Origin of the sequence: Rhodopirellula baltica SH 1 (genome assembly GCF_000196115.1) — a bacterium.
Taxonomy (GTDB): domain Bacteria; phylum Planctomycetota; class Planctomycetia; order Pirellulales; family Pirellulaceae; genus Rhodopirellula; species Rhodopirellula baltica.
This window is the reverse complement of sequence record NC_005027.1, coordinates 1,551,577-1,572,041: the sequence shown is the minus strand read 5'-3', so window position 1 is coordinate 1,572,041 and position 20,465 is coordinate 1,551,577. Positions and strand designations below refer to the sequence as shown.

Below are 20,465 nucleotides of genomic sequence, written 5' to 3'. Positions count from 1 at the left end.
CTCGTGTTTTTCACCTTCGGTTCCGTTGCCAAAGCGGAAACCTACACGCCTGGCCAACCCATCGATCAAAACTACTCCGCGATGGCGGAAGCGTTCCTGGCCGACTATTGCATTGACTGCCACAGCGAATCGGATCCAGAAGGCGATCTGTCGCTTGAAAACCTTGGACCGGTGGACGACATCAATGCGAGCATATGGACCAGCGTTTGGGCTCAAGTCAGCTTGCGTGAAATGCCCCCGCCTGACATGTCACAACCCGAAGTGATCAAACGCCTGAAGTTTTCCGATTGGATCGTCGGCGAACTTTCCCGAGCGATGAAGGACAAAGGCGGATTTCACGCTCATCGCGATCCAAACAAAGGGAACTTCCTAGATCACGATCTGCTCTTTGGGTCCTTGCCCGATGCGATCGAACTTCATCCTACATCGTCACCCGCGCGTATCTGGCGAGTCACGCCCGAGGAGCACATCACTCGCCTGAATGAGCTCATCAATACCGAACCCGAATACGATCCATCCAAACCGGGGCTTCGCACGCATGGGGACGCTGTCCCCACGAATCACGGCGGCGAATTGAAGCTGTACTTTGGCGTCGATCGAATCATCAAATGGCAAGGCGGAACGGTCGCGTACGCCACGTCGGTCAAAAGTGTGCCCGCGGTCCTGTCGACGGCCAGAGACCATGGGCTCGAAAACTACCCGGACTTCTATACCGTCAACAGTGCTGAAGCGACGCAGATCATGGGGATCGCCAGCGACATCATTCGGTACATGGCCGAGGGTCCACTCAGCATCGCCGAGCCATATCAGATCACCGATGATCCCAATTCGATCGCTAATAAGATGAAGGGTGATCTGCGTGGACTGCCGACCAGTTTGGTGTACAGCACCAAGGTCTTGCGTCCACTGACGCCGGTCTACGATCTCTTCGAATCAGATGAGTCTAACGAATCGAACCAACGAGCCGCGGTTGATTTTCTCTTTGAAGCGTTGACGTTCCGTCCGCCAACCAAAGCTGAATCCGACACCTACGTCGAGATCCTGGATCAGTCGATTGAAAAACTGGGCAAAAAGGACGGTGCCGTTCTCGGGTTGTCGGCGATCTTCCTCGACCGTGACGCTCTCTTTCGTCCCGAGTTAGTCGAGAAAGGTGAACCAGACAGCCATGGCCGGGTCATGTTGCGGGATTGGGAGTTGGGGTTGGCAGTCAACCATGCCCTGCGATACCTCCAACCCGATGATAGTCTTCGCAGTTCGATCGTCGATGGACGCATGCGAACACGCGACGACGTTAAACGCGAAGTCGTTCGCATGTTGGAAGATGACAACATTCGGAAGCCGAGGATCCTGAGATTTTTCCGCGAATACTTCGACTACGATCTGGCGGGATACATCTGCAAAGACACTCGAGCACTTGGCGAAACGGGAGTGAACAACAAAGGCGTCGCTCACTACAACGCCATGTTCGAGGCAACCGCCAGCACCGATCGTTTGATTGAGCTGATTCTCGCCGAAGACACCGAGGTTCTGAAGCGACTACTAACGACGGACAAAGTCGTCGCGGGCAAATACGACAACGTCTACTTTGGCAAGCAACGTTCACGGGAAGAAATGGCGGCCTCTGTTGCCGCTGAAAAAGCCACTAAGACCAAAGCAGCAATCGAATTGGCGGCTTGGAAAAAGGCCAACCCGGGAAAGGACCCGCCCGAGAAGCAAAACGCTCCAAAGAAACCCAAAATCAATCACGCGGTCACGGAAGCCAAGCTGACCGGACCGGACATCTTCGCTCGCGTCAGTCGCCGTAGCTTCGGTCGTGGATCGATGAAGCCCGAACGTGTTTTGGCGACGGTTCCCGAAGGCGAACGCCTTGGCATCCTGACCCATCCTAGTTGGCTGGTCTCACACTCCGATGCGATGGACAACCACGCCATTCGGCGAGGCCGCTGGATCCAAGAACGATTGATCGGCGGTGCGATCCCTGATGTCCCGATCACCGTCGATGCGATGTTGCCTGACGAGCCGAGAACGACGCTTCGCGAACGAATGCGAGTCACGCGAGAAGACTACTGCTGGACGTGTCATCGCAAGATGGATCCGCTTGGTCTTCCATTCGAGATGTACAATCACGCCGGACTGTATCGCGAAACCGAACATCGCCAACCCGTGGACACCACTGGCGAGATCATCGATTCAGGCGATCCGACGCTGGACGGTAAAGTCGCCAATGCGATTGAGCTCATTGAACGTCTCGCTGAAAGCCAACGAACCGAGCAAGTGTTTGTTCGTCATGCATTCCGCTTCTGGATGGGGCGAAACGAAACGCTCCACGACGCACCCGTCTTGCAGGCCGCCCATCAAGCGTACCGAGACAACAACGGCAGCATGAAAGCGTTGCTCGTATCACTGCTGACCTCCGACGCGTTCCTGTACCGAACTCGAAGCGAATCAGCATTGGCTACCACCAACTGAGCGATTGAGCGACAATAGGTGAAACTTCCTCGCGGAACGGCGCACGCCGTCCACATCGAAGGCGAATGGCCAACTTCAACTTTCGCTGCTAGCTCGTAGGTCTGCCACGTGAGCGTGAGTGCTCGTGGCGGTTGTTTGCCACCGAGGACACCGAGTTCACAGAGACAAAGTGACGGCTGAGCTCATGTCCAAATCGACGGAGAATCACCTCGGTGCTCTCAGTGACCTCTGTGGCTGCCCCACACCAACCGCGTCCGGGGTCGCAGGCAACTGAATACCACCGGGCGACCAACACCGTTTCGCAGCATCGAGAACCACTTTCTTGCTCACACCGGGCGATCGGCTCGCCAGGACGCCGCGATCAGGACCACAGCAGCGACGGCACACACCAACGTTGCCGGCCGATAGGCACCAACTTGGTCGTGGGCAACGCTGAACAGGTAAGGACCAATCGCGGTCCCGGCAACGACAATGGATGTCGAAAACCCCGAAATCGCCCCGAGGTGCGTCCGGCCATAAAAACGAGGCCAGGTGACACCGGAGATGATGCCAAACATGCCTTGCATCAATCCCATACCCAGCACGACGAACACAATGGAAACGTTTTCGTCCAGGAAAGACAAGCTTAACGCGAGTATCAAACTGCCCAGTGATTGAACCATCGCCAGATATTTCAGTTTGACGAAATCGCTGAGCCAACTGCCGACAAATTCGACCATCACGCTGACAAACGCGGCAGGCACAAAGATCGCTACCGCACGAGCACGCGACATTCCCGCGTCCGCAAAGATTGACACGACATGAAAAGAGAACGCCGTCAGCAGCAACCCGGACAGCACCACACTGAACGTGAACACCCAAAAACTGTAGGTCCGTCTGGCTTCCGAAAGCGTGAACTGCCGACCGCTGACCGTTTCTGCATGTGTCTTGCGATCCGCCTTCGCAAACGGACCGTCGGGGACCATTCCGTGTTCTTCGGGACGTGATCGGGCAAAGCAAATCGCAACGATGGCGAACACGCCGACCATCAGCGCGATCGTTTGCCAGGCCCAAGACCATCCACCACGCTGAATCAACCATTCAAAAAGCGCTGGGGTGATGGAAAATCCAAAGGCAATCGAAATACCGATGAACGCCAGCGCCATCCCGCGTCGTTGTTCGAACCACTCCAAAACCATGTTGCGAGACGACAGCGTCAACATGCCTTGTCCGAAGAAACGCATTGCAAAGAAGCCGAGCGTCAGGACAGCGAACGCCACGCTGTCTCGATAGGTCTCCGGCAACATCAAGGCGACCGCTCGGGCGATCTCATCGGAAAAGCTCATCGCGACCAAAACGATCGCCAGCATCGCTGCGGAACCAGCAGAAACCCAGCGTCCACCGAAACGATCGTAGTATCGACCAGCACGACTGATCAGCAATGCACTGCCGATTGTTCCCGACAGATAAGCAAAGCTGATCCAACTTCGTGATAGCTGGTGAGCCTCAATCAAAAAGTCCGTGAAGACTGACACCCCAACGGTTTGTCCGGGCGCACTCGCCAACACGCCCAACGTTCCGCACACCAAGACGACCGTTCCGTAGAAGAATGGCACGGAAGAAGGATCGAAGGGAAAGTTCGCGAACCTTGGACGCACCGAGCGGTCATCGTTGTGTTTGTCAGATTTCATACGGTTGTTCGTTGCATCGAATTCGAAGCGATGCATTGGATCGCCCTTCATCAAAGATGTCAGTGGGGATTGACAGAAAGCCCACCCCAACCGATCGAAGCAACAGAGATCACGGGCAGAACAACGCCCCCGAGGTCATCCCCCGTAGGCCATGTTCCACATGGCATCCCAGCCGATGCTTTGGAACAAAGCGAGGCGTGATCTCACCTCAACCCTTCATCGAAACATCCAAACCACCGGCCAGTCACCGCCGCCAGGTACAACCTGGCCTACGTCGTTCCATCCGTCTAACCAAACTCGCAATCGTCATTCCCGTAGGCCATGTTCCACATGGCATCCCAACCGATGCTTTGGAACATAGCGAGGCGTGATCACAACCAATCACCCATTCCACCCAAATTTGGTTTACGTTGACGAGACACCAACCACGGGTTTCAAAGATGAACGAACAAAACAACATGCGGGCGAAGCCGGACCCGTTCAAGCCTCCGCGGGCCGAGCTGCTTGAACCCGCCCGACCAACTGGATTCCAATCCGCCGGGCATGCCTTTTTGATCGGCTGCCGAAATGGCTTCTTTTGGTCGATCGTTCTCGGAGGGCCCATGGCTTGTCTTTTGGTCCCCACATTCCCGCGAGTTCGATCATTCGACGCCAATGGCAACGTCATTCCTTTTCCGGATGAAATCAGTTGGCTCGCATTTTTCAATTTGGCCGCACCGTTTTTCGCGTTCATTTCGGCCATTTGGACCGTGTCCGCCGGTCTCTCGCTATTGGTGACGCATCTTCGCCACCAACACACTCGTTCACGAATGGCAGCCGACGACGACAACACCATGACGAGACGGGATTGATCCGGCGAGAGACCGACGAACAAACAGGCTACACGGTGTCTATTCAGCTCGTTGAGAACCACAGTTGTCAGGAATAAAAGTTGCAGCAATTCGCCTTGCGGCCATCTCGAGTGCCCAAATGGCAGCCGCGTTGTTGCGTCGCATCGGCACAAAGGTTGAGGGGTTCACCAATGAGCGTTTCAATGTCTTTTCGTGTGTTTTTGGTTTCTTCGTTGCTATGGTTGGTTGCCAGCCCAATCGCACTGCTTGCGGATGATCCGGAAACGAATGACCGCCGTCCGATCGATGCTGAACGCGGCAACGGTTTTGTCGAACCGAAGCCGGGCAGTCCGATTCGACATCCTGCGGCGGGATGGTACCTCGGCGTGTATGGAAAATACACTTCCACCGGATTGCTACTCACGGAGGTCACTCCAAACACAGCCGCCTCTCGGTTTGGTCTCGAAGTGGGTGATCGAATCGTTGCGGTCAACGGGCAACAAATTGGTGTGCTCGAAAATTCGCAGTTGAACTTGGACGTTGCATTGCAACGTCACGCGGGCCGAGGTGGAATCGTTCGCCTATTGGTCCAAGACCACCGAACCATGCAACTGATCAACATCAAAGTTCAATTGTCGAGAGGACGAGTTCACACTTGATGAAGATTGACAGCGGTGGATCCAGCCGGATCGAACCAATCGATTGCAGAAGGATCAACACACTGCTTTGAAAACGTTTTGATCCGCTCGCCCAAGTACGCAGCGTCGTAGCGTCTGCCTAGCGGTCGGCCACCCCGCCAGTTGGTAGGACGTGGTATCCTTTTGTTCCTCAGGCGGCCTTGAACAGAGGCCGCCGTACCGCATCTTCAGGAACACGATCGAGCTCGCTCATGGAAATCCTTCTCAATATTCTGGCAATGACTGCTGCAATCGCTAGCATCATCGGGTGGCTCTGGATCGCGGTGATGGCGTTCAGCGAAGGCGAAGTTCTCTGGGGCATTGGGTGCTTGATCATCTCTCCGCTGTGTCTGGTGTACGGAATCATGAATTTCCAGGAATTGAAGATTCCGGTGTTAATGCTGGGCATTGGCTTGCTAGCACGGATTGGCGTGGCGGCGGCTGCTTTCGCGGTCGCCTAATCCGGGCCAGCCCAAAGATTCAGCAACGTGATTTGTCGACGCGACTATCCAGTCGCGACACCTCAAACACACCAACCCCATTCCCTCGCTTGAATTGAATGAATGCCTTGGAAATGCCCTGCGTGCGGCGGCACGACTGAACTGGGATACAATGTTTGTCGAAAATGTGGCGCCGCGCGACCAGGATCCGATCCGGACGAAATCAACTTCCAGATTGAGATGCCGATGACAACCACGTCAACGTTCGAAACACACATAATCGAAGCCTATCGAGGTCCAGTTTTCGGCGAGACCATTTATGGTGCGAATGTTCTACGAGATATTTCGGCAGTGTTCACAGACGTCGTTGGCGGTCGAGCAGGCGACTATGAAAAGGTTCTGATTCGAGGTCGCAATGCTGCACTCGCGGAGATGTCCGAGCGAGCCAAACAACTGGGGGCAAATGCGGTGATCGGAATACGATTCGACTATTCAACCGTGGGCAGATCGATGCTGATGATCTGCAGTAGCGGCACCGCCGTCATCGCGAATCCTCGAATACCCGACGCGTCCCACTGACACATCCAAACGACGAGATTGTCACTTTCAACTCTGTTGCGAATCAGTAGCTTCAAACAAGGGATTCACCTTGAACCGACCTCGACGCAACCCCATGCCGTTGTTCGCGGCTGTCATGGTCCTTTTCCTGATCGCCGGAGCGGTTAGGTCTGCTTCCGCGGCAGACTACCAAATTGAATTCTCAACCTTTCTAGGCGGCAGTGATTGGGAACATGCTCGCGACGTCTGCGTCGATTCCACCGGCAACGTCATCATCGTCGGCGGCACCGTTTCCAATGACTTCCCCACCACCGACAAAGCGTTCCAGCGAACTCAGGATCGGTCAGGAACCAAGACGGACAGTGCCGGTCACTGCGATGCCTTTGTGTGCAAATTTGATCCAAACGGCGCACTGCTTTGGTCGACTTTGCTGGGCGGTCCAAACTACGACCGCGCCTACGCGGTTGAAGTCGACGCAGCAGACAACATCATCGTTGCCGGAAGAGCTGGCCCTGAATTTCCGGTGACCGCACGAGCATTCCAGACAACGTTCCAGGGTTCCAAGCAAAGCATTTATGGTATGCAGAATGGGTTTGTGACCAAGCTGAGCTCCGATGGTTCTTCGGTGCTCTGGAGTTCTTATGTTGGCGTCAATCAACTGTGTCGCGATGTATCGGTTGATGCGAAAGGTTCGGTCTACCTTCCACTCTGCTACACCGGAAACGGTCCCAAGCCACCGATGCGGTGGTTCGCGAATGCTTTTCGCGATCAACCGATGGGCGGTGCTGAGGTGGGTGCCATCAAAATCTCTCCTAACGGACAGAACGTCATCTGGGCAACTTGGTTGGGTGGCTCGCGTGACGAGGTTGGCAACTGCGGATTGCGGTTGGACAACAACGCAAACGTGTTTTTGAACTTCACGACGAATTCGCCCGACGTTCCCACCACCGAAAAGGCTCACCAACGAACGTATAGCGGAGGTGCCGATTCGTTCATCGCAAAGATCAGCCCCGACGGAAACGAACTGCTTGCTGGCACCTACTTTGGAAGCTCGGGCGATGAGGAGGGCAACAGCACGCACAGCATGGCGGTGGACTCATCCGGCAACGCCTATCTCGCCGTCTCTACCACCAGCAAGGATTTGCCGGTGACGTCGGGCGTTGTGCAACCCGCATTCGCGGGAGGCAATCGAGACATTGTCGTCGCGAAGTTTTCGCCGCAAGGTGGATTGTTGAGGTGCACGTATTTGGGCGGAACCGGCAACGAAGGTCCAGATGGTATCTACGCCGACGACCATGGCGACGTGTTTTTCACAGGGAACGCTGCCTCGGCTGATTTCCCGCTGACCGACAATGCGTTGCAATCAACACAGTCCACCCCCAACGATGCGATCGCGGTGGTGCTGGCGAATGACTTTTCGAGTTTAAAATTCAGCAGCTTTATCGGAGGAGAGAGCTACGACGATGGACGATCGTGCTACCTCGATACGGCCGGTGATTTGTACATCACCGGATCAACCAATGGTCCTGGGTGGCCGATGAAGTCCGCCCACCAACCGACTTTTGCGGGTGGCGGTGGTGGGAAAGAGCTCTGCTACAAAGGCGGCTGCTTTGCCGGCGACGTGATTCTGGCAAAGATCAAACGGGTCGTCGATCGCAAAGATTAGCCGAACGGCGTTAGCCGCGGTTCCCACAACCACCGCCAATCGCAGCGGTCGAGCACCTCAAACCAACGCCCAACCCGGTGTAAATTCGCGTGTTCGTGCGCAAGAACCGGGCCTAACGGCCAGCGGCTGACAGGCTCGGGATCCAGCCGCGTGCCATGCCCTCGCGGAGCCAACCCATTAGCCGAACGGCGTTAGCCGCGGTTCCCGCAACCACTGCCGATCGCAGCGGTCGAGCACCTGCAACCAACGCCCCGAACCAGTTACAACTCGGGTGTTCGTGCGCAGAAACCGGGCCTAACGGCCGGCGGCTAATAGGCCCCGGACCAGCCGCGCACCATGCCTTCACGGAGCCAACAAATTAGCCGAACGGCGTTAGCCGCGGTTCTCACAACAACAGTCGATCAAAGCCATCAAACATCTCAAACCAACGCCCCAACCCGGTGGAAATTAGTGTTTCCGTGCCCAGGAACCGGGCCTAATGGCCGGCGGCTGAAGTGTTTGGGTGGAGTCGCTCTTCGACCTTCAAATAGAAAACGCCGCGATTGGTGGATCGCGGCGAATGTTCAACCGCACTCGGGCCGTCCGGTGTTTAACCGAACGACCCGTGCCGGTTTGCGAACGACAACTCGTCTCAGCAAATCAAATCACTTCGCGGCGACTTGAGTCTCCGTCGATTCCGAATCGTTGACGTCGAATCGATCAAGGTTCATGACCTTCGTCCATGCGTTAACAAAGTCCTTCACGAACTTTTCCTTCGCATCTTCGCTGGCGTACACCTCGGCGATTCCTCGCAATTGAGAGTTGGATCCGAACACCAAATCAACACGGCTGGCGGTCCATTTCAAGTTACCCGATTCGCGATCACGTCCTTCAAAAAAGTGTTCGCACATCGGTGACTGTTTCCAAACCGTATTCATATCCAGCAGGTTGACAAAGAAATCGTTGGTCAACGCGCCCGGACGTTTCGTCAATTTGCCAAGGTCGGCCAACGGCCCAGCACCCGCGTTGGTATCAAGTGCACGCATGCCGCCAACCAACACTGTCATTTCGGGAGCGGTCAGCGAGAGCAAATTGGCTTTGTCAACCAGCATCTCTTCGGCGGGACGATCCGCGTTGTGACCTTGGTAGTTGCGGAAACCATCGGCAATCGGTTTCAGCGGTTCAAAGCTTTCCACGTCCGTCATTTCTTGAGTCGCATCGGTGCGACCGGGAGTGAACGGAACTTGGATCGCATGCCCAGCCTTCATGGCTGCGGCTTCCACACCAGCACAACCGCCGAGGACAATCAGGTCAGCCATCGAAACTTGCTTTCCGTCTTTGCGTGATGCGTTGAACTCTTTCTGCACACCTTCCAAAGTTGTCAGAACGCTCGCCAACTCGGCTGGCTCATTCACTTCCCAATCCTTTTGCGGTGCCAAACGGATACGAGCCCCATTGGCTCCGCCACGCATGTCGCTATTGCGGAATGTTGATGCCGATGCCCAAGCCGTCGAGACCAATTGCGACGACGTCAAATTGGTTGCAAGGATCTTTTGCTTGAGCTGCTCGATCTCCTTTGATCCGATCACGTCAAACGTTGCTTCTGGAATCGGGTCTTGCCACAGTTGCGGTTCAGGAACGCTGTCACCCAACAATCGCGAAACCGGGCCCATGTCACGGTGAGTGAGCTTGTACCAGGCCTTCGCAAACGCTTTTTCAAACTGCTCTGGATTGTCATGGAATCGACGAGAAATCTTGCCGTATTCCGGATCCATTCGAAGAGCCAAGTCGGTCGTGAACATCATCGGCGCGTGTGACTTCGACGCGTCATGAGCATCCGGCACGGTCCCCTTCGCGTTTTCGTCGGTCGGAGTCCACTGCCATGCACCCGCAGGACTCTTGACCAGTTTCCATTCATAGCCGAACAGATTCTCGAAGTATCCGTGCGACCATTCGGCGGGTGTGGATGTCCATGCACCTTCCAAACCGCTGGTGATCGTGTCGCCCGCGTTGCCGGTTCCATGTGTGTTGATCCAGCCCAACCCTTGAGCGGCCAAGCCTTCACCTTCCGGTTCAACTCCCATATTGCCATCCGGTGATGCCGCACCGTGTGCTTTGCCAAACGTGTGACCACCGGCGATCAACGCGACGGTTTCTTCATCGTTCATCGCCATCCGGCCGAACGTTTCGCGGATGTCTTTGGCCGCTGCGATCGGGTCAGGCTTTCCGTTTGGACCTTCCGGGTTGACGTAGATCAATCCCATTTGCACCGCCGCGAGTGGGTTTTGCAAATCACGATCGCCGCTGTAACGCTTGTCACCCAACCACTCCGTTTCAGGTCCCCAGTAAACATCCTTTTGTGGTTCCCAAACATCTTCGCGACCGCCGGCAAATCCAAACGTTTCGAAGCCCATGTCTTCGAGTGCGCAGTTGCCGGTCAAGACCATCAGGTCAGCCCAAGAGATCTTGCTGCCGTATTTTTGTTTGATCGGCCAAAGCAAACGACGAGCCTTGTCCAAGTTCGCGTTGTCGGGCCAACTGTTCAGCGGAGCAAAGCGTTGCGTGCCATCGGATGCACCACCGCGACCGTCCGACACTCGATACGTACCCGCGCTGTGCCAAGCCATGCGGATAAACAATGGACCATAGTGTCCATAGTCCGATGGCCACCAGTCTTGCGAAGTGTTCATCAACTCCTTGATGTCAGCTTTGACGGCGGCCAAATCCAACGAATTGAACGCGGCGGCGTAGTCAAAGTCCTCGCCCATCGGGTTGCTCTTCACCGAGTTTTGATGAAGCATGTCGAGGTTCAATTGATTCGGCCACCAATCGCCATTGCCCATCGCTCCGGATACCGTGTGCCGATTTGGGCCCGCCGGATTTCCCATCACCGGACACTTGCTGATCGCATCAGCTTGAGATGCCGCAGCGTTCGTCGCCGTTTCCTGAGCAACCAAACTGGCACTGGCCGATGCCGCCAAGCAACCCAGCGTCAGGGTGAGTGGTCGAATGGAAACAGTTCCGCGAAACAGTCGCGTTGCAAATCGGCGGCAAATCTGTGCCGTTGTTGGATGTTGATTCATGTTGGTAGCAGTGGATTTCATCGTCCGCGTCCTCATAAAAGTTGCAAACAGGTCCCAAGCTGATTCGCTTGGTGAAGTGGGGTCACGTACTAGTATCGGGCTAAGCCAAGAAACGTCCAATGCATTCACCGCATCCTTTCCATGCACCAAACGCATAGGCCAGCCAAGCCGGTAGGGAGCGGATCTTCACAACACCTCCGAAGTGCGGCAAATCACGGGTCGCAAGCGATACCAACGCTCAAAATGCACTATCATGGCAGTCCGATCGCAACCGCGATTCCCGCCCGTTTCCGCCCGCCCTTTTTGTTGCTTTCTGACAGGTCGTGTCGGCAGTTTTTGCTGAGCGAAAGACCGCTTGCCACTGTCGCTGCGACAAATCCCCACCGAATGGAAGAGCGATGTCTCTGCCGATGCTGCCCAAATCCGTCGTGTCTGTCCTTTTAGCCGGCGTACTAGCCTGCACCGCCGCCCACGCCCAGCGTCCACCGACTGGCGTGCCGAACGGAATCGAAAAGGTTCTGCGGATCGAGCCTCGTCCCGGTAATGGCCGCAATAGCGAAGGCGATTTCGTTCAGTTGAAGGACGGACGCCTGCTATTGGTTTACACCAAGTTCATTGGAACCGGCGACCACGCACCGGCGGCATTGGTATCGCGTCACTCAAACGACAACGGCATCACCTGGACGACCGAAGACGACTCAGTGATCGAACGCGGCGACGACGACGCGAATTTGATGTCTGTGTCGTTGCTGCGTCTGCAAGATGGTCGCATTGGTTTGTTCTACATCCGCAAATACGATCCGACACCGGATGCCAAACATTTGTTCTTGGACGACATCTTGATGCGAACCAGCTCGGACGAAGGAGACACTTGGTCCGAACCGACTCGGATCGTTCCCAAAGACACGCCTTCCTATAGCGTGCTGAACAATGACCGCGTGATTCAACTCAGCAGCGGTCGATTGATCGTGCCTTTGGCGGTTCACTATCGAGTCGGTTGGCCAGGTTATCGAAAGTCGGCCGAGATGGTTTGTTACTTGTCGGACGATCAAGGCGCAACATGGAAACGCAGCCAATCCGCGTTGACCTCCGAATCACTGGCACAGGAACCAGGCGTCGTCGAACTGAGTGATGGTCGCGTGATGATGTTTTGCCGCAGCAGCAATGCTCAGTTGCTCTCCTACTCGGACGACCAGGGCGATACATGGTCGGACTTGAAGCCGTCATCATTCACTCAGCCCACTGTTTCACCCGCATCGATCGAACGCATTCCATCCACCGGCGATTTGCTGATGCTGTGGAACAACGGCGACGACGAACTGGCAAAGAAACAACCTGTTGGTCGACGTCCTTTCACCGCTGCGATCTCGAAAGACGATGGAAAGACATGGCAGAACATTCAAAACGTTGGAACGGATCCCGAAGGCTGGTACTGCTACACCGCCATCGAGTTTGTCGACGATCATGTCTTGCTGGCCCACTGCGAGTACCCACGACTGAACTCGTTGCAGCTGACCCGAATTCCCGTCTCTTGGTTCTATCCAGGAGAAACCGTGTCGGCCAATACGCCGGCTGAATCTCAAACAGCACCCTTGGACTACGCGGTCTCACTCGAAGTCACCCATGAAGGGTTTGACGGCAAAGAATGTTGGGTACACGCTCGAGTGGGAACTGTTCCTGACGCCAGTGGTGCTGCCACCGCGGTCATGACCACACAAAAGTTGTTGCTGTCAGGTTCCGATGTCTTCTACCGTTTGCATGAATCTCGAAAAACGCCCGAATCAAACGCATGGTCGAAACTCAGCCCCATCGACTCCTTTTCACGTCAGAAGGTGGAAGGCGATCGCATTCCACGCGGCGGAAAAGGTGCCGAGGCAATGCTGCAGGAAGGCGACGAAACGACCGTTTGCGACTTCGTTCCCCAGTGGCACGCGGCGAGTCAGCGGTTGCTGGGAATCGGACAAACCGTTTGGTATCGCAACAACCGGGTGATGCATGTTCGCCCACGAGGAGTTGCTTACAGTGTGATGGATCCTCAAAACTCAAGTTGGAATGACTGGAAAGTTCTTGAACTACCTGACGAGCCTCAGTTTCAAAACGCGGGCTCGGGCAGTGCCCAACGAGTCGACTTACCCGGCGGAGACGTTCTGTTGCCGGTCTACTGCAAACGCCCGGATCAAAAGCAGTACTCGTCGCTGATCGTACGATGTCGTTTTGACGGTGAAACACTTCACTACATCGAACATGGCAACGCGCTGACGATTCCCGTCGAAAGAGGGATGGCCGAACCATCGCTGACGCATTACGACGGTCGCTACTACATGACCATCCGGAATGATCAACATGGTTATGTCGCGACCAGCGATGACGGACTGCACTTCGATGAACCACAGCGTTGGAAATTCGATGACGGCAAAGACCTGGGCAGCTACAACACACAACAGCACTGGGTAACCCATAGCAACGGACTGTTTCTGGTTTACACGCGGCGCGGTGCAAACAACGACCACGTGTTTCGGCACCGTGCGCCGTTGTTCATGGCTCAGGTCGACCCCAATTCCCTGCGAGTGATTCGCGCCACCGAACGAGTCTTGGTTCCCGAGCACGGTGCTCGCCTGGGGAACTTTGGCGTCACTCGCGTTTCCAAAGACGAGACTTGGGTATCAGTGACCGAATGGATGCAGCCCGCGGGAGTCGAGAAACACGGAAGCGACAACCGAATCTTCATCGCGAAACTGCGGTGGAATCAACCAAATGACCTCGCATCGATGACCAGCAATCCGGGAATCAGCGTGGAGACGACTGCCTATTGCAAACCACCACAGGCGATGACCGAAGAACTCGGTGACTATCGATCACCGTTGATTTTCGAAAATGGAACACGAGTGCCCCACGCAAGCCAATGGCCGCAAAGACGAAAAGAAATTCAAACGCGTTGGGAATCCTTGCTGGGCAAATGGCCGAAACCGATCACTGATCCACAGGTCACCATTTCAGAGACTGTTCATCTGGATTCGGTAACGAAACACACCATCGAGTTCCAATGGACGCCTAATGAAAAAGCGACCGCGTATCTGCTGGTACCTAATACCGTCGAGCACGCTGATCACGATTTACCGGCGGTTCTTTCGGTCTACTACGAACCTGAAACCGCCATCGGTCTGGGCAAACCGCACCGCGACTTCGCTTTGCAATTGGCCCATCGCGGATTTGTGACGCTCTCCATTGGCACAACCGAAGCGACAGAAGCGAAGACTTATTCGTTGTATCACCCGTCCATCGATGATGCGTCGGTTCAACCATTGTCAATGTTGGCTTATGCCGCCACGACCGCATGGCAAGTCTTAGCGGACCGTCCCGAAGTCGACCCGAATCGAATCGGTGTGGTGGGACATTCGTTCGGCGGAAAATGGGCGATGTTCGCCGCCTGTCTTTCCGAACGATTTGCCTGTGGGGCGTGGTCGGACCCTGGCATCGTGTTCGACGAATCGATGTCAGGCGTCAACTACTGGGAGCCGTGGTATTTGGGATACCATCCGAAACCCTGGCGAAAACGCGGTTTGATCACACAGGACAATCCGGCTCGCGGTTTATACCCACGACTGATCGCCCAGGGGCATGATTTGCACGAACTGCACGCGTTGATGGCACCGCGGCCATTTCTCGTCTCGGGTGGTTCCGCCGATCCGATTCGTCGCTGGACGGCTCTGAATCATTCCGTCGCGGTCAATGCATTGCTTGGCCACGATGACCGAGTCGCGATGACCAACCGTGCGGACCACTCGCCAAACGAGGACTCCAACTCAGTCTTGTACGCATTCTTCGAAAAACACTTGGCTCCATCCGACGTTTCTCTGTGACCGAGGTTTTTCCGTTTCGCGGGAGAGCAAACTTCGAATCAGCAAATCCCTAATCTTCGTCACATTCGCTCACCACAAGTCGTTGCGGCGAGTTTGCTTGCGACCGCACCCAAAAACGCGTGCACATTCGACGGATCCGTGACCAACGCTTCGAAATACAAAGCCTGGACGCCAGGTCATTTCGAGTCAGTTGGATTGTGGAAGACAAAGCAATGAATTGCGGATCATGCGGTGCCCCCGTCACGCGAATGGGACGATCTGGACGATACTACTGCGAGTATTGCGAATGCGAAGCGGTTGCGACCCCGCTGAATGATTCCGTCGATGGCTTGGTCCTAACGGGCACACAAGCGGAGACACCCTGTTTGACTTGTGACCACACTCAATTGGAACTCGGATCGCTTGGCAAGTATCCCATTCAAGGATGCAGACGGTGCCAGGGCGTCCTGCTGAATCGTTCCACGTTCGCCAGGTTGATTCGCGAGCGTCGGGAGTCTTACGAAGGTCCCGACCGAACCGGTGAGTTTGATCCCGCGTTGGATGGTCCACGCGATCACCACTCCCGGTTGACTTGCCCCAAGTGCCGCACACTGATGGACTCGTTCTTCTATGCCGGTCCCGGACGCGTCGCCATTGACTCATGCGGTCGATGCGAAAGCGTTTGGCTGGACTGCGGCGAGATCTCCTCCATCACCGAAGCCCCCGGACTCCGCTGAGAAACCTCGCCCGAGGACGTCTTGGCCCAGGACCTTTCTGGCAAGAAACATCAATTCGCTCAAACACTCGCGGCCGATGCCCCTGCTCGCGAATCAAGTCGACGTACGAATTGGCAGGCGGTAAATTCGGCAGTCGGCCGAGCAAACGCGGCTCGACTCATTCTTCGATTCGATAGATCGCATCGGCGGTACGGATGAACAAAGCGTTGCCGTGCACTGCCGCGGATGCCAGGGTGCGTTCTCCCAAATCATTCTCTGCCAGGACCTTGTAATCGGGACCGCTTGCGATGACGGTCGTCAAACCCGATTCGTTGGTGTAGTAGATCTTGTTGTCGACCATCACCGGCGAAGACGAAAAACCGCCGCCCACTCGCTTTTTGTAAACGATCTCACCGGTGGCGGCTTCCACACACATCGCAATTCCATCGTCACTGATGGAATAGATCCATTCCTCATCCGCCAACATGGATGGTGTGTGGGGAACGTTCTTTTTCAGAGACCATTCTAAATGCGTGTCCGTGACATCGCCCTCGCCTGTCGGATCGATGGCAAGCATGCTGGGCGTGTCATAGCTGGTCGATAAATAAACCAATCCGTTGTGATAGATCGGCTTTGGAATTACCGAGTAACCCGAATACAGCAATTGCCAAATCACTCGTCCATCCGCGGGAGCGATTGACAAAACGCAGTCGCTTCCGGGTGCGATCACTTGCTTCTGACCGTTCACGACGATCAACGCTGGAGTGCAGAACGAAAACTTTCGATTCGCATCGTTCGGACGTTCAACTTCCCAAGCAATCTTGCCAGTCTTTGCATCCAACGCGACCACCTTCGGATCGCTGGCACCATCGCAGGTGAAGATCAGTTTGTCGTCGACCAACACCGGCGTGCCACCGTTTCCGTGAACTGGTTTGAAAAACAGATCCCGGTTTTTCCAAATCACATTGCCTTCCAAATCAACACATGCGGTCCCTTGGTAACCGAAGTGCACGAACACTCGGTCGCCATCAACGATGGGCGTTGGGCTGGCGTGTGAATTCTTCTTGTGAATCTTTGGGCTCTTCTCAGCCGTCTGCCGCATCAGCGACACCGTCTTCAGCACATCGCCGCTTTTTGCATCCAAGACGATCAGCGACAAATCGTAGTCCGTCGTCTTCGGATCGGTTGATTGGTCGATCGGAATTGCCGCTGAAACATAGATCCAATCATTCGCGATGACAGGCGACGACCAACCCTGACCTGGTAACTCCGTTCGAAAGGCAATGTTCTTTTCGCGTGACCATTCCGTTGGAACGCTTGCGTCTGTGTTGGCGATTCCATTTCCCCACGGTCCGCGGAACACGTTCCAATCCTCCGCCAGGATGCATTGAGGCGACGGGCCAAACGAACCAAGCATGGCTGACAACAACGGAATGCAAACGGCAAGGCTGCCGAACCGGGAATTGAGCATGGGAAGTGGGCCACAAGGGATGGCGGAGGCGGGCTGACGAAATGAACCGCGAACCATGATAGCCGATGTTTGGTCGGCTAGAATTAGCCGTCGTGATCGATGTCCCCCGCTCCCCCGCACCACCGAGTTCACCATGACGCGACGCCCCGAACGTGAATCCTCCCTTTCATTGACTCGGCGGGATTGGCTGTTCTCTGCTGCGGTCAGCAGTGGCGTGCTGTTGCAAGCCAACGACCGAGTCTGGGCCGATGAGGAAGGAGTTTCCGAAACGCCCCACTTCTGGTACCGGTTGGCTCCTGAGGGGCCCTACATCGATTCCCAAAGAGACAACAAGGCGCTTGGTTTTGGCCAGGGCAAAGTCTACTTGTCCGAAGACAATGGGCAGACTTGGGCGCACGACGCCATTTTTCGCGACGCTGACAAGATCACGTTCAGCTGCATCCTCGGAAACGGGAACATCCTGTTCGCAACACGCACTCGCCTCTTTCTCAGCACCGACAATCTGAGTTCATACAAAGAGATAGTTGTTGAAGACACCGACGGCAGCGACTACCGACCGCACCAACCGATCGATCCCGAAAATCCGGGCTGGTACTATCATCCGCTCGACGGTGTTCACACCTGGGACGTGAATGGAGCTGAGATGCTGGTGTGGGGCAACTACTGCAACGTGCTGGGCGGACCGGTTCCGATCAACATCTACTATTCGACGGACCACGGCGAAACCGTCAAGATCGCTTACTCCTTCGGACAAAGCCCCACATTCCAACAACCCGGTGCCGGCCCCGATGATCAACTTGGCAATCCCGATAACCCAGTGGTTTGCCGACATATCCACTGCGTGACCTACAACCCGGCCGAGAACGCTTTCTACGCTTGTACCGGCGACCATGATCGGACCGATGCCGATGGCAACAACCACCAAGAGTGCCACTGGCTTCGTGGAACCTACGACGCCAACAACGATTCTTGGGAATGGACCGTTTTGGTGTCTGTCAATTCAAACTCCCGGTACAAATCGGGAGGGATCAACTTTGTCGACGGGCAACTCTACTGGGCGGCCGATGCCAACGGCAAGAATGGCACGATGCCTCATGACCGTGGCATCTTCCGTTGTGCTCCAGCAGATCTAGCGGATCCGACCAAGCACGAATTGCTGTTCAACCCGCATTACGAATCCGCGAACATGATCATCGAAGATGACGTGATTCTGTCGGCTCATTACGCTCCCGCGTCGCCGTACGCGACGGGGATTATCTATTCGCCCGACTTGGGCAAGTCATGGGCTCAATACGACTTGAAAGAGTTCGGACAACGAAGTGCGATCCGATTCCATCCCAAGAACAGTGACGGCTGGTTTCGCGTCGACTTGAGGAAAGGTTGGATCGAACGAGGCGAGGTGCTGTTCATCAAACCCAAACCAAATCGCATTGCTGTCCAAACTAGAACGGCTGTCCAAACTAGAACGGCTGTCCAAGCTAAAACGGCTGTCCAAACCAAAACGCCAGCAAACAAATAAACCTTAGACTTCTTCATTGAAGCGGGGCAACCGATACGATTGCAAGCGGCACCGTGAGCCGTTTGGGCGTTCGCGGGCTGTTGAATGAATGAGCCGTACCGCGTTAGCGGCGGTTAGTCAGACGCCAACCGGGGCTAACGCCCATCGGCTTATGGTTGTCATTCGGTATACGACTAAACCAATAGGCTGCTAGCCCCGGTTCTGAACACTCACCTCCATCCACAAGCGAATCAATCACATGGGTTTCCAACCTCCCCAACGCACCATAGCGGGAGCTATCTTTGTGTCGCTCGTGTCGTTGGCACTTGCCTCTCCGAAGGATGCACAAGCACAAACCGAAGTCATCACGCTGGAATCCGTTCCATCCAAACGTGATTCGATTGATGCCGACGAACCGATCGCGGCAGCGTTCTCGGCGAAGCAAGCTGCGATCTACCTCGATCGCTCTTCATTGACTTGGCAAAAAGAAAAGAAGTGTGTGACCTGTCACACGAACATGCCGTACATGTTCGCCCGGCCGGCGTTGTCGTCCGTCCAAAAAGACTCCGGCGAAGTCCGTGAGTTCTTCGAACGGTACCGAACAGAGCGTTGGACAAAGAAGGATCCCACCGAAAGCCAAGGATTTTGGGTGATCGTCGTCGGTGCCGGTCTGACTTTCAACGACATGCAAACAACCGGACACCTTCGTCCAGTCACACGTGATGTTTTGGACTTTTTGTGGACCACGCAGCGTGCCGATGGCGGATGGGATTGGCCGGACTGCGACTACGCCCCCATGGAAATCGATGATCACTTCGGAGTCACACTGGCTGCACTCGCGGTTGGCATCGCGCCGGATGGATACTCCAAGACGGAAGCCGCCCAGGCGGGAACTGACAAACTGCGAACCTACTTCGAAAACAACCCGCCCAAGTCGTTGCATCATCGTGCCATGATCGCCTGGTGTTCCAAACGGCTCGATGGGATCGCGACGGAGGACGAGCGTCAAAGAACGCTGGAAGAACTACTCGCGAAACAACTTCCTGACGGAGGCTGGTCGACGGCCGGTTTCTTGACCGACTGGAATGGTCTCGAGCGAAACGATGGTGAACCACTGGATACGCAAACCAGTGACGCTTATGGGACTGGGTCGGTCATCGTGATCAGCAGAGAACTCGGTATTCCCGCAAGCGATCCGCGAATGCGAAGAGGAATTCAGTGGTTGCTCGAAAACCAGCGAGAAAGCGGCAAGTGGTTCACACGCTCGCCGGTCAATGATGCTGGCAACTTGATTTCGAACACAGGGACGGCCTACGCCATCCTCGCGTTGCAAAGCTGCGGTGAGCTTCCCGGTTGGCCGTTTGATACCGAAACGTCGGCCCCGTCAACAACGTCGGCCCCGTTAACAGACTGAACGAGAATCGCACGAATTGGTGATTCTCTGTCGAAGGCCGCTTTCAGCCCCCATCGTTGAATTTGCGATTGTCTTGTTTAGGAATCGTGGTAGCTTGCAACGTTGGCCTGCGCGAAGCGTGCACTTAGGTGCCGCCAGCTGTTTCCTCGCATCCG

At 55.4% G+C, this 20,465-nt stretch carries 14 protein-coding genes; 11 read left to right on the top strand and 3 right to left on the bottom strand.

Features of this window, described 5'->3' with window-relative positions; genetic code table 11:
- Positions 1-3 precede the first annotated feature (3 nt).
- The gene (locus RB_RS06030) at positions 4-2,469 is read left to right on the top strand and encodes a DUF1588 domain-containing protein (protein WP_164921596.1); all 2,466 of its coding nucleotides are present in this window, start codon (positions 4-6) and stop codon (positions 2,467-2,469) included.
- Positions 2,470-2,795: 326 nt separating this feature from the next.
- Here RB_RS06030 and RB_RS06025 read toward each other — a convergent pair whose 3' ends face one another.
- Positions 2,796-4,139 (bottom strand): MFS transporter, encoded by a 1,344-nt coding sequence (locus tag RB_RS06025; protein ID WP_165447207.1) that lies wholly within the window; start codon positions 4,137-4,139, stop codon positions 2,796-2,798.
- Between RB_RS06025 and RB_RS28505 the strand changes: the two genes are divergently transcribed.
- The 6 genes from RB_RS28505 to RB_RS05995 all read left to right on the top strand — a co-directional run bounded on the left by RB_RS28505 (position 4,058) and on the right by RB_RS05995 (position 8,310).
- Positions 4,058-4,510 (top strand): DUF1589 domain-containing protein, encoded by a 453-nt coding sequence (locus tag RB_RS28505; RefSeq protein ID WP_390174944.1) that lies wholly within the window; start codon positions 4,058-4,060, stop codon positions 4,508-4,510. The genes RB_RS06025 and RB_RS28505 overlap by 82 nt on opposite strands.
- 231 nt (positions 4,511-4,741) lie before the next feature.
- On the top strand, positions 4,742-4,990 hold the full coding sequence (locus RB_RS27715) for a hypothetical protein (protein WP_165447206.1): 249 nt from the start codon (positions 4,742-4,744) through the stop codon (positions 4,988-4,990).
- A gap of 182 nt (positions 4,991-5,172) precedes the next feature.
- On the top strand, positions 5,173-5,628 hold the full coding sequence (locus RB_RS06010; RefSeq protein WP_231846266.1) for a PDZ domain-containing protein: 456 nt from the start codon (positions 5,173-5,175) through the stop codon (positions 5,626-5,628).
- 230 nt (positions 5,629-5,858) lie between these two features.
- Positions 5,859-6,107, top strand: a complete 249-nt coding sequence (locus tag RB_RS06005; RefSeq protein ID WP_007326905.1) for a hypothetical protein — start codon at positions 5,859-5,861, stop codon at positions 6,105-6,107.
- 225 nt (positions 6,108-6,332) lie between these two features.
- Positions 6,333-6,665, top strand: coding sequence for a YbjQ family protein (locus RB_RS06000; RefSeq protein WP_390174943.1), 333 nt, complete (start codon positions 6,333-6,335; stop codon positions 6,663-6,665).
- A 70-nt stretch (positions 6,666-6,735) separates the two neighbouring features.
- Entirely contained in the window at positions 6,736-8,310 is a 1,575-nt protein-coding gene (locus RB_RS05995) for an NHL repeat-containing protein (protein ID WP_011119147.1), read from the top strand.
- 644 nt (positions 8,311-8,954) lie between these two features.
- On the opposite strand, the gene katG is transcribed toward RB_RS05995, so the two are convergent.
- Positions 8,955-11,528, bottom strand: coding sequence for a catalase/peroxidase HPI (katG, locus tag RB_RS05990; protein WP_011119144.1), 2,574 nt, complete (start codon positions 11,526-11,528; stop codon positions 8,955-8,957).
- Between the two features lie 242 nt (positions 11,529-11,770).
- Here katG and RB_RS05985 point away from each other — a divergent pair, with 242 nt between their 5' ends.
- Positions 11,771-15,232, top strand: a complete 3,462-nt coding sequence (locus tag RB_RS05985) for an exo-alpha-sialidase (RefSeq protein WP_011119142.1) — start codon at positions 11,771-11,773, stop codon at positions 15,230-15,232.
- Between the two features lie 212 nt (positions 15,233-15,444).
- On the top strand, positions 15,445-15,948 hold the full coding sequence (locus RB_RS05980) for a TFIIB-type zinc ribbon-containing protein (RefSeq protein ID WP_231846265.1): 504 nt from the start codon (positions 15,445-15,447) through the stop codon (positions 15,946-15,948).
- Between the two features lie 157 nt (positions 15,949-16,105).
- On the opposite strand, the gene RB_RS05975 is transcribed toward RB_RS05980, so the two are convergent.
- A complete protein-coding gene (locus RB_RS05975) occupies positions 16,106-17,398 on the bottom strand; it encodes a PQQ-like beta-propeller repeat protein (protein ID WP_164921592.1) in 1,293 nt (430 codons plus the stop codon).
- Between the two features lie 133 nt (positions 17,399-17,531).
- Here RB_RS05975 and RB_RS05970 point away from each other — a divergent pair, with 133 nt between their 5' ends.
- Together RB_RS05970 and RB_RS05960 are read left to right on the top strand one after the other, a co-directional pair.
- On the top strand, positions 17,532-18,917 hold the full coding sequence (locus tag RB_RS05970; protein ID WP_164921591.1) for a hypothetical protein: 1,386 nt from the start codon (positions 17,532-17,534) through the stop codon (positions 18,915-18,917).
- A 238-nt stretch (positions 18,918-19,155) separates the two neighbouring features.
- Positions 19,156-20,310 carry a prenyltransferase/squalene oxidase repeat-containing protein gene (locus RB_RS05960; RefSeq protein ID WP_011119138.1) on the top strand — a complete coding sequence of 385 codons (1,155 nt, stop codon included), beginning with the start codon at positions 19,156-19,158 and terminating at the stop codon, positions 20,308-20,310.
- The last annotated feature ends 155 nt before the right edge of the window (positions 20,311-20,465 follow it).

What these genes read in the sequence shown, in the direction of transcription:
- RB_RS28505 (WP_390174944.1), top strand. Translation starts at nt 4,058, where the DNA reads ATGGCACGGAAGAAGGATCGAAGGGAAAGTTCGCGAACCTTGGACGCA.
- RB_RS06025 (WP_165447207.1), bottom strand. Translation starts at nt 4,139, where the DNA reads ATGAAATCTGACAAACACAACGATGACCGCTCGGTGCGTCCAAGGTTC.
- RB_RS27715 (WP_165447206.1), top strand. Translation starts at nt 4,742, where the DNA reads ATGGCTTGTCTTTTGGTCCCCACATTCCCGCGAGTTCGATCATTCGAC.
- RB_RS06010 (WP_231846266.1), top strand. Translation starts at nt 5,173, where the DNA reads ATGTCTTTTCGTGTGTTTTTGGTTTCTTCGTTGCTATGGTTGGTTGCC.
- RB_RS06005 (WP_007326905.1), top strand. Translation starts at nt 5,859, where the DNA reads ATGGAAATCCTTCTCAATATTCTGGCAATGACTGCTGCAATCGCTAGC.
- RB_RS06000 (WP_390174943.1), top strand. Translation starts at nt 6,333, where the DNA reads ATGACAACCACGTCAACGTTCGAAACACACATAATCGAAGCCTATCGA.
- katG (WP_011119144.1), bottom strand. Translation starts at nt 11,528, where the DNA reads ATGCGTTTGGTGCATGGAAAGGATGCGGTGAATGCATTGGACGTTTCT.
- RB_RS05985 (WP_011119142.1), top strand. Translation starts at nt 11,771, where the DNA reads ATGTCTCTGCCGATGCTGCCCAAATCCGTCGTGTCTGTCCTTTTAGCC.
- RB_RS05980 (WP_231846265.1), top strand. Translation starts at nt 15,445, where the DNA reads ATGAATTGCGGATCATGCGGTGCCCCCGTCACGCGAATGGGACGATCT.
- RB_RS05975 (WP_164921592.1), bottom strand. Translation starts at nt 17,398, where the DNA reads ATGCTCAATTCCCGGTTCGGCAGCCTTGCCGTTTGCATTCCGTTGTTG.
- RB_RS05970 (WP_164921591.1), top strand. Translation starts at nt 17,532, where the DNA reads ATGACGCGACGCCCCGAACGTGAATCCTCCCTTTCATTGACTCGGCGG.
- RB_RS05960 (WP_011119138.1), top strand. Translation starts at nt 19,156, where the DNA reads ATGGGTTTCCAACCTCCCCAACGCACCATAGCGGGAGCTATCTTTGTG.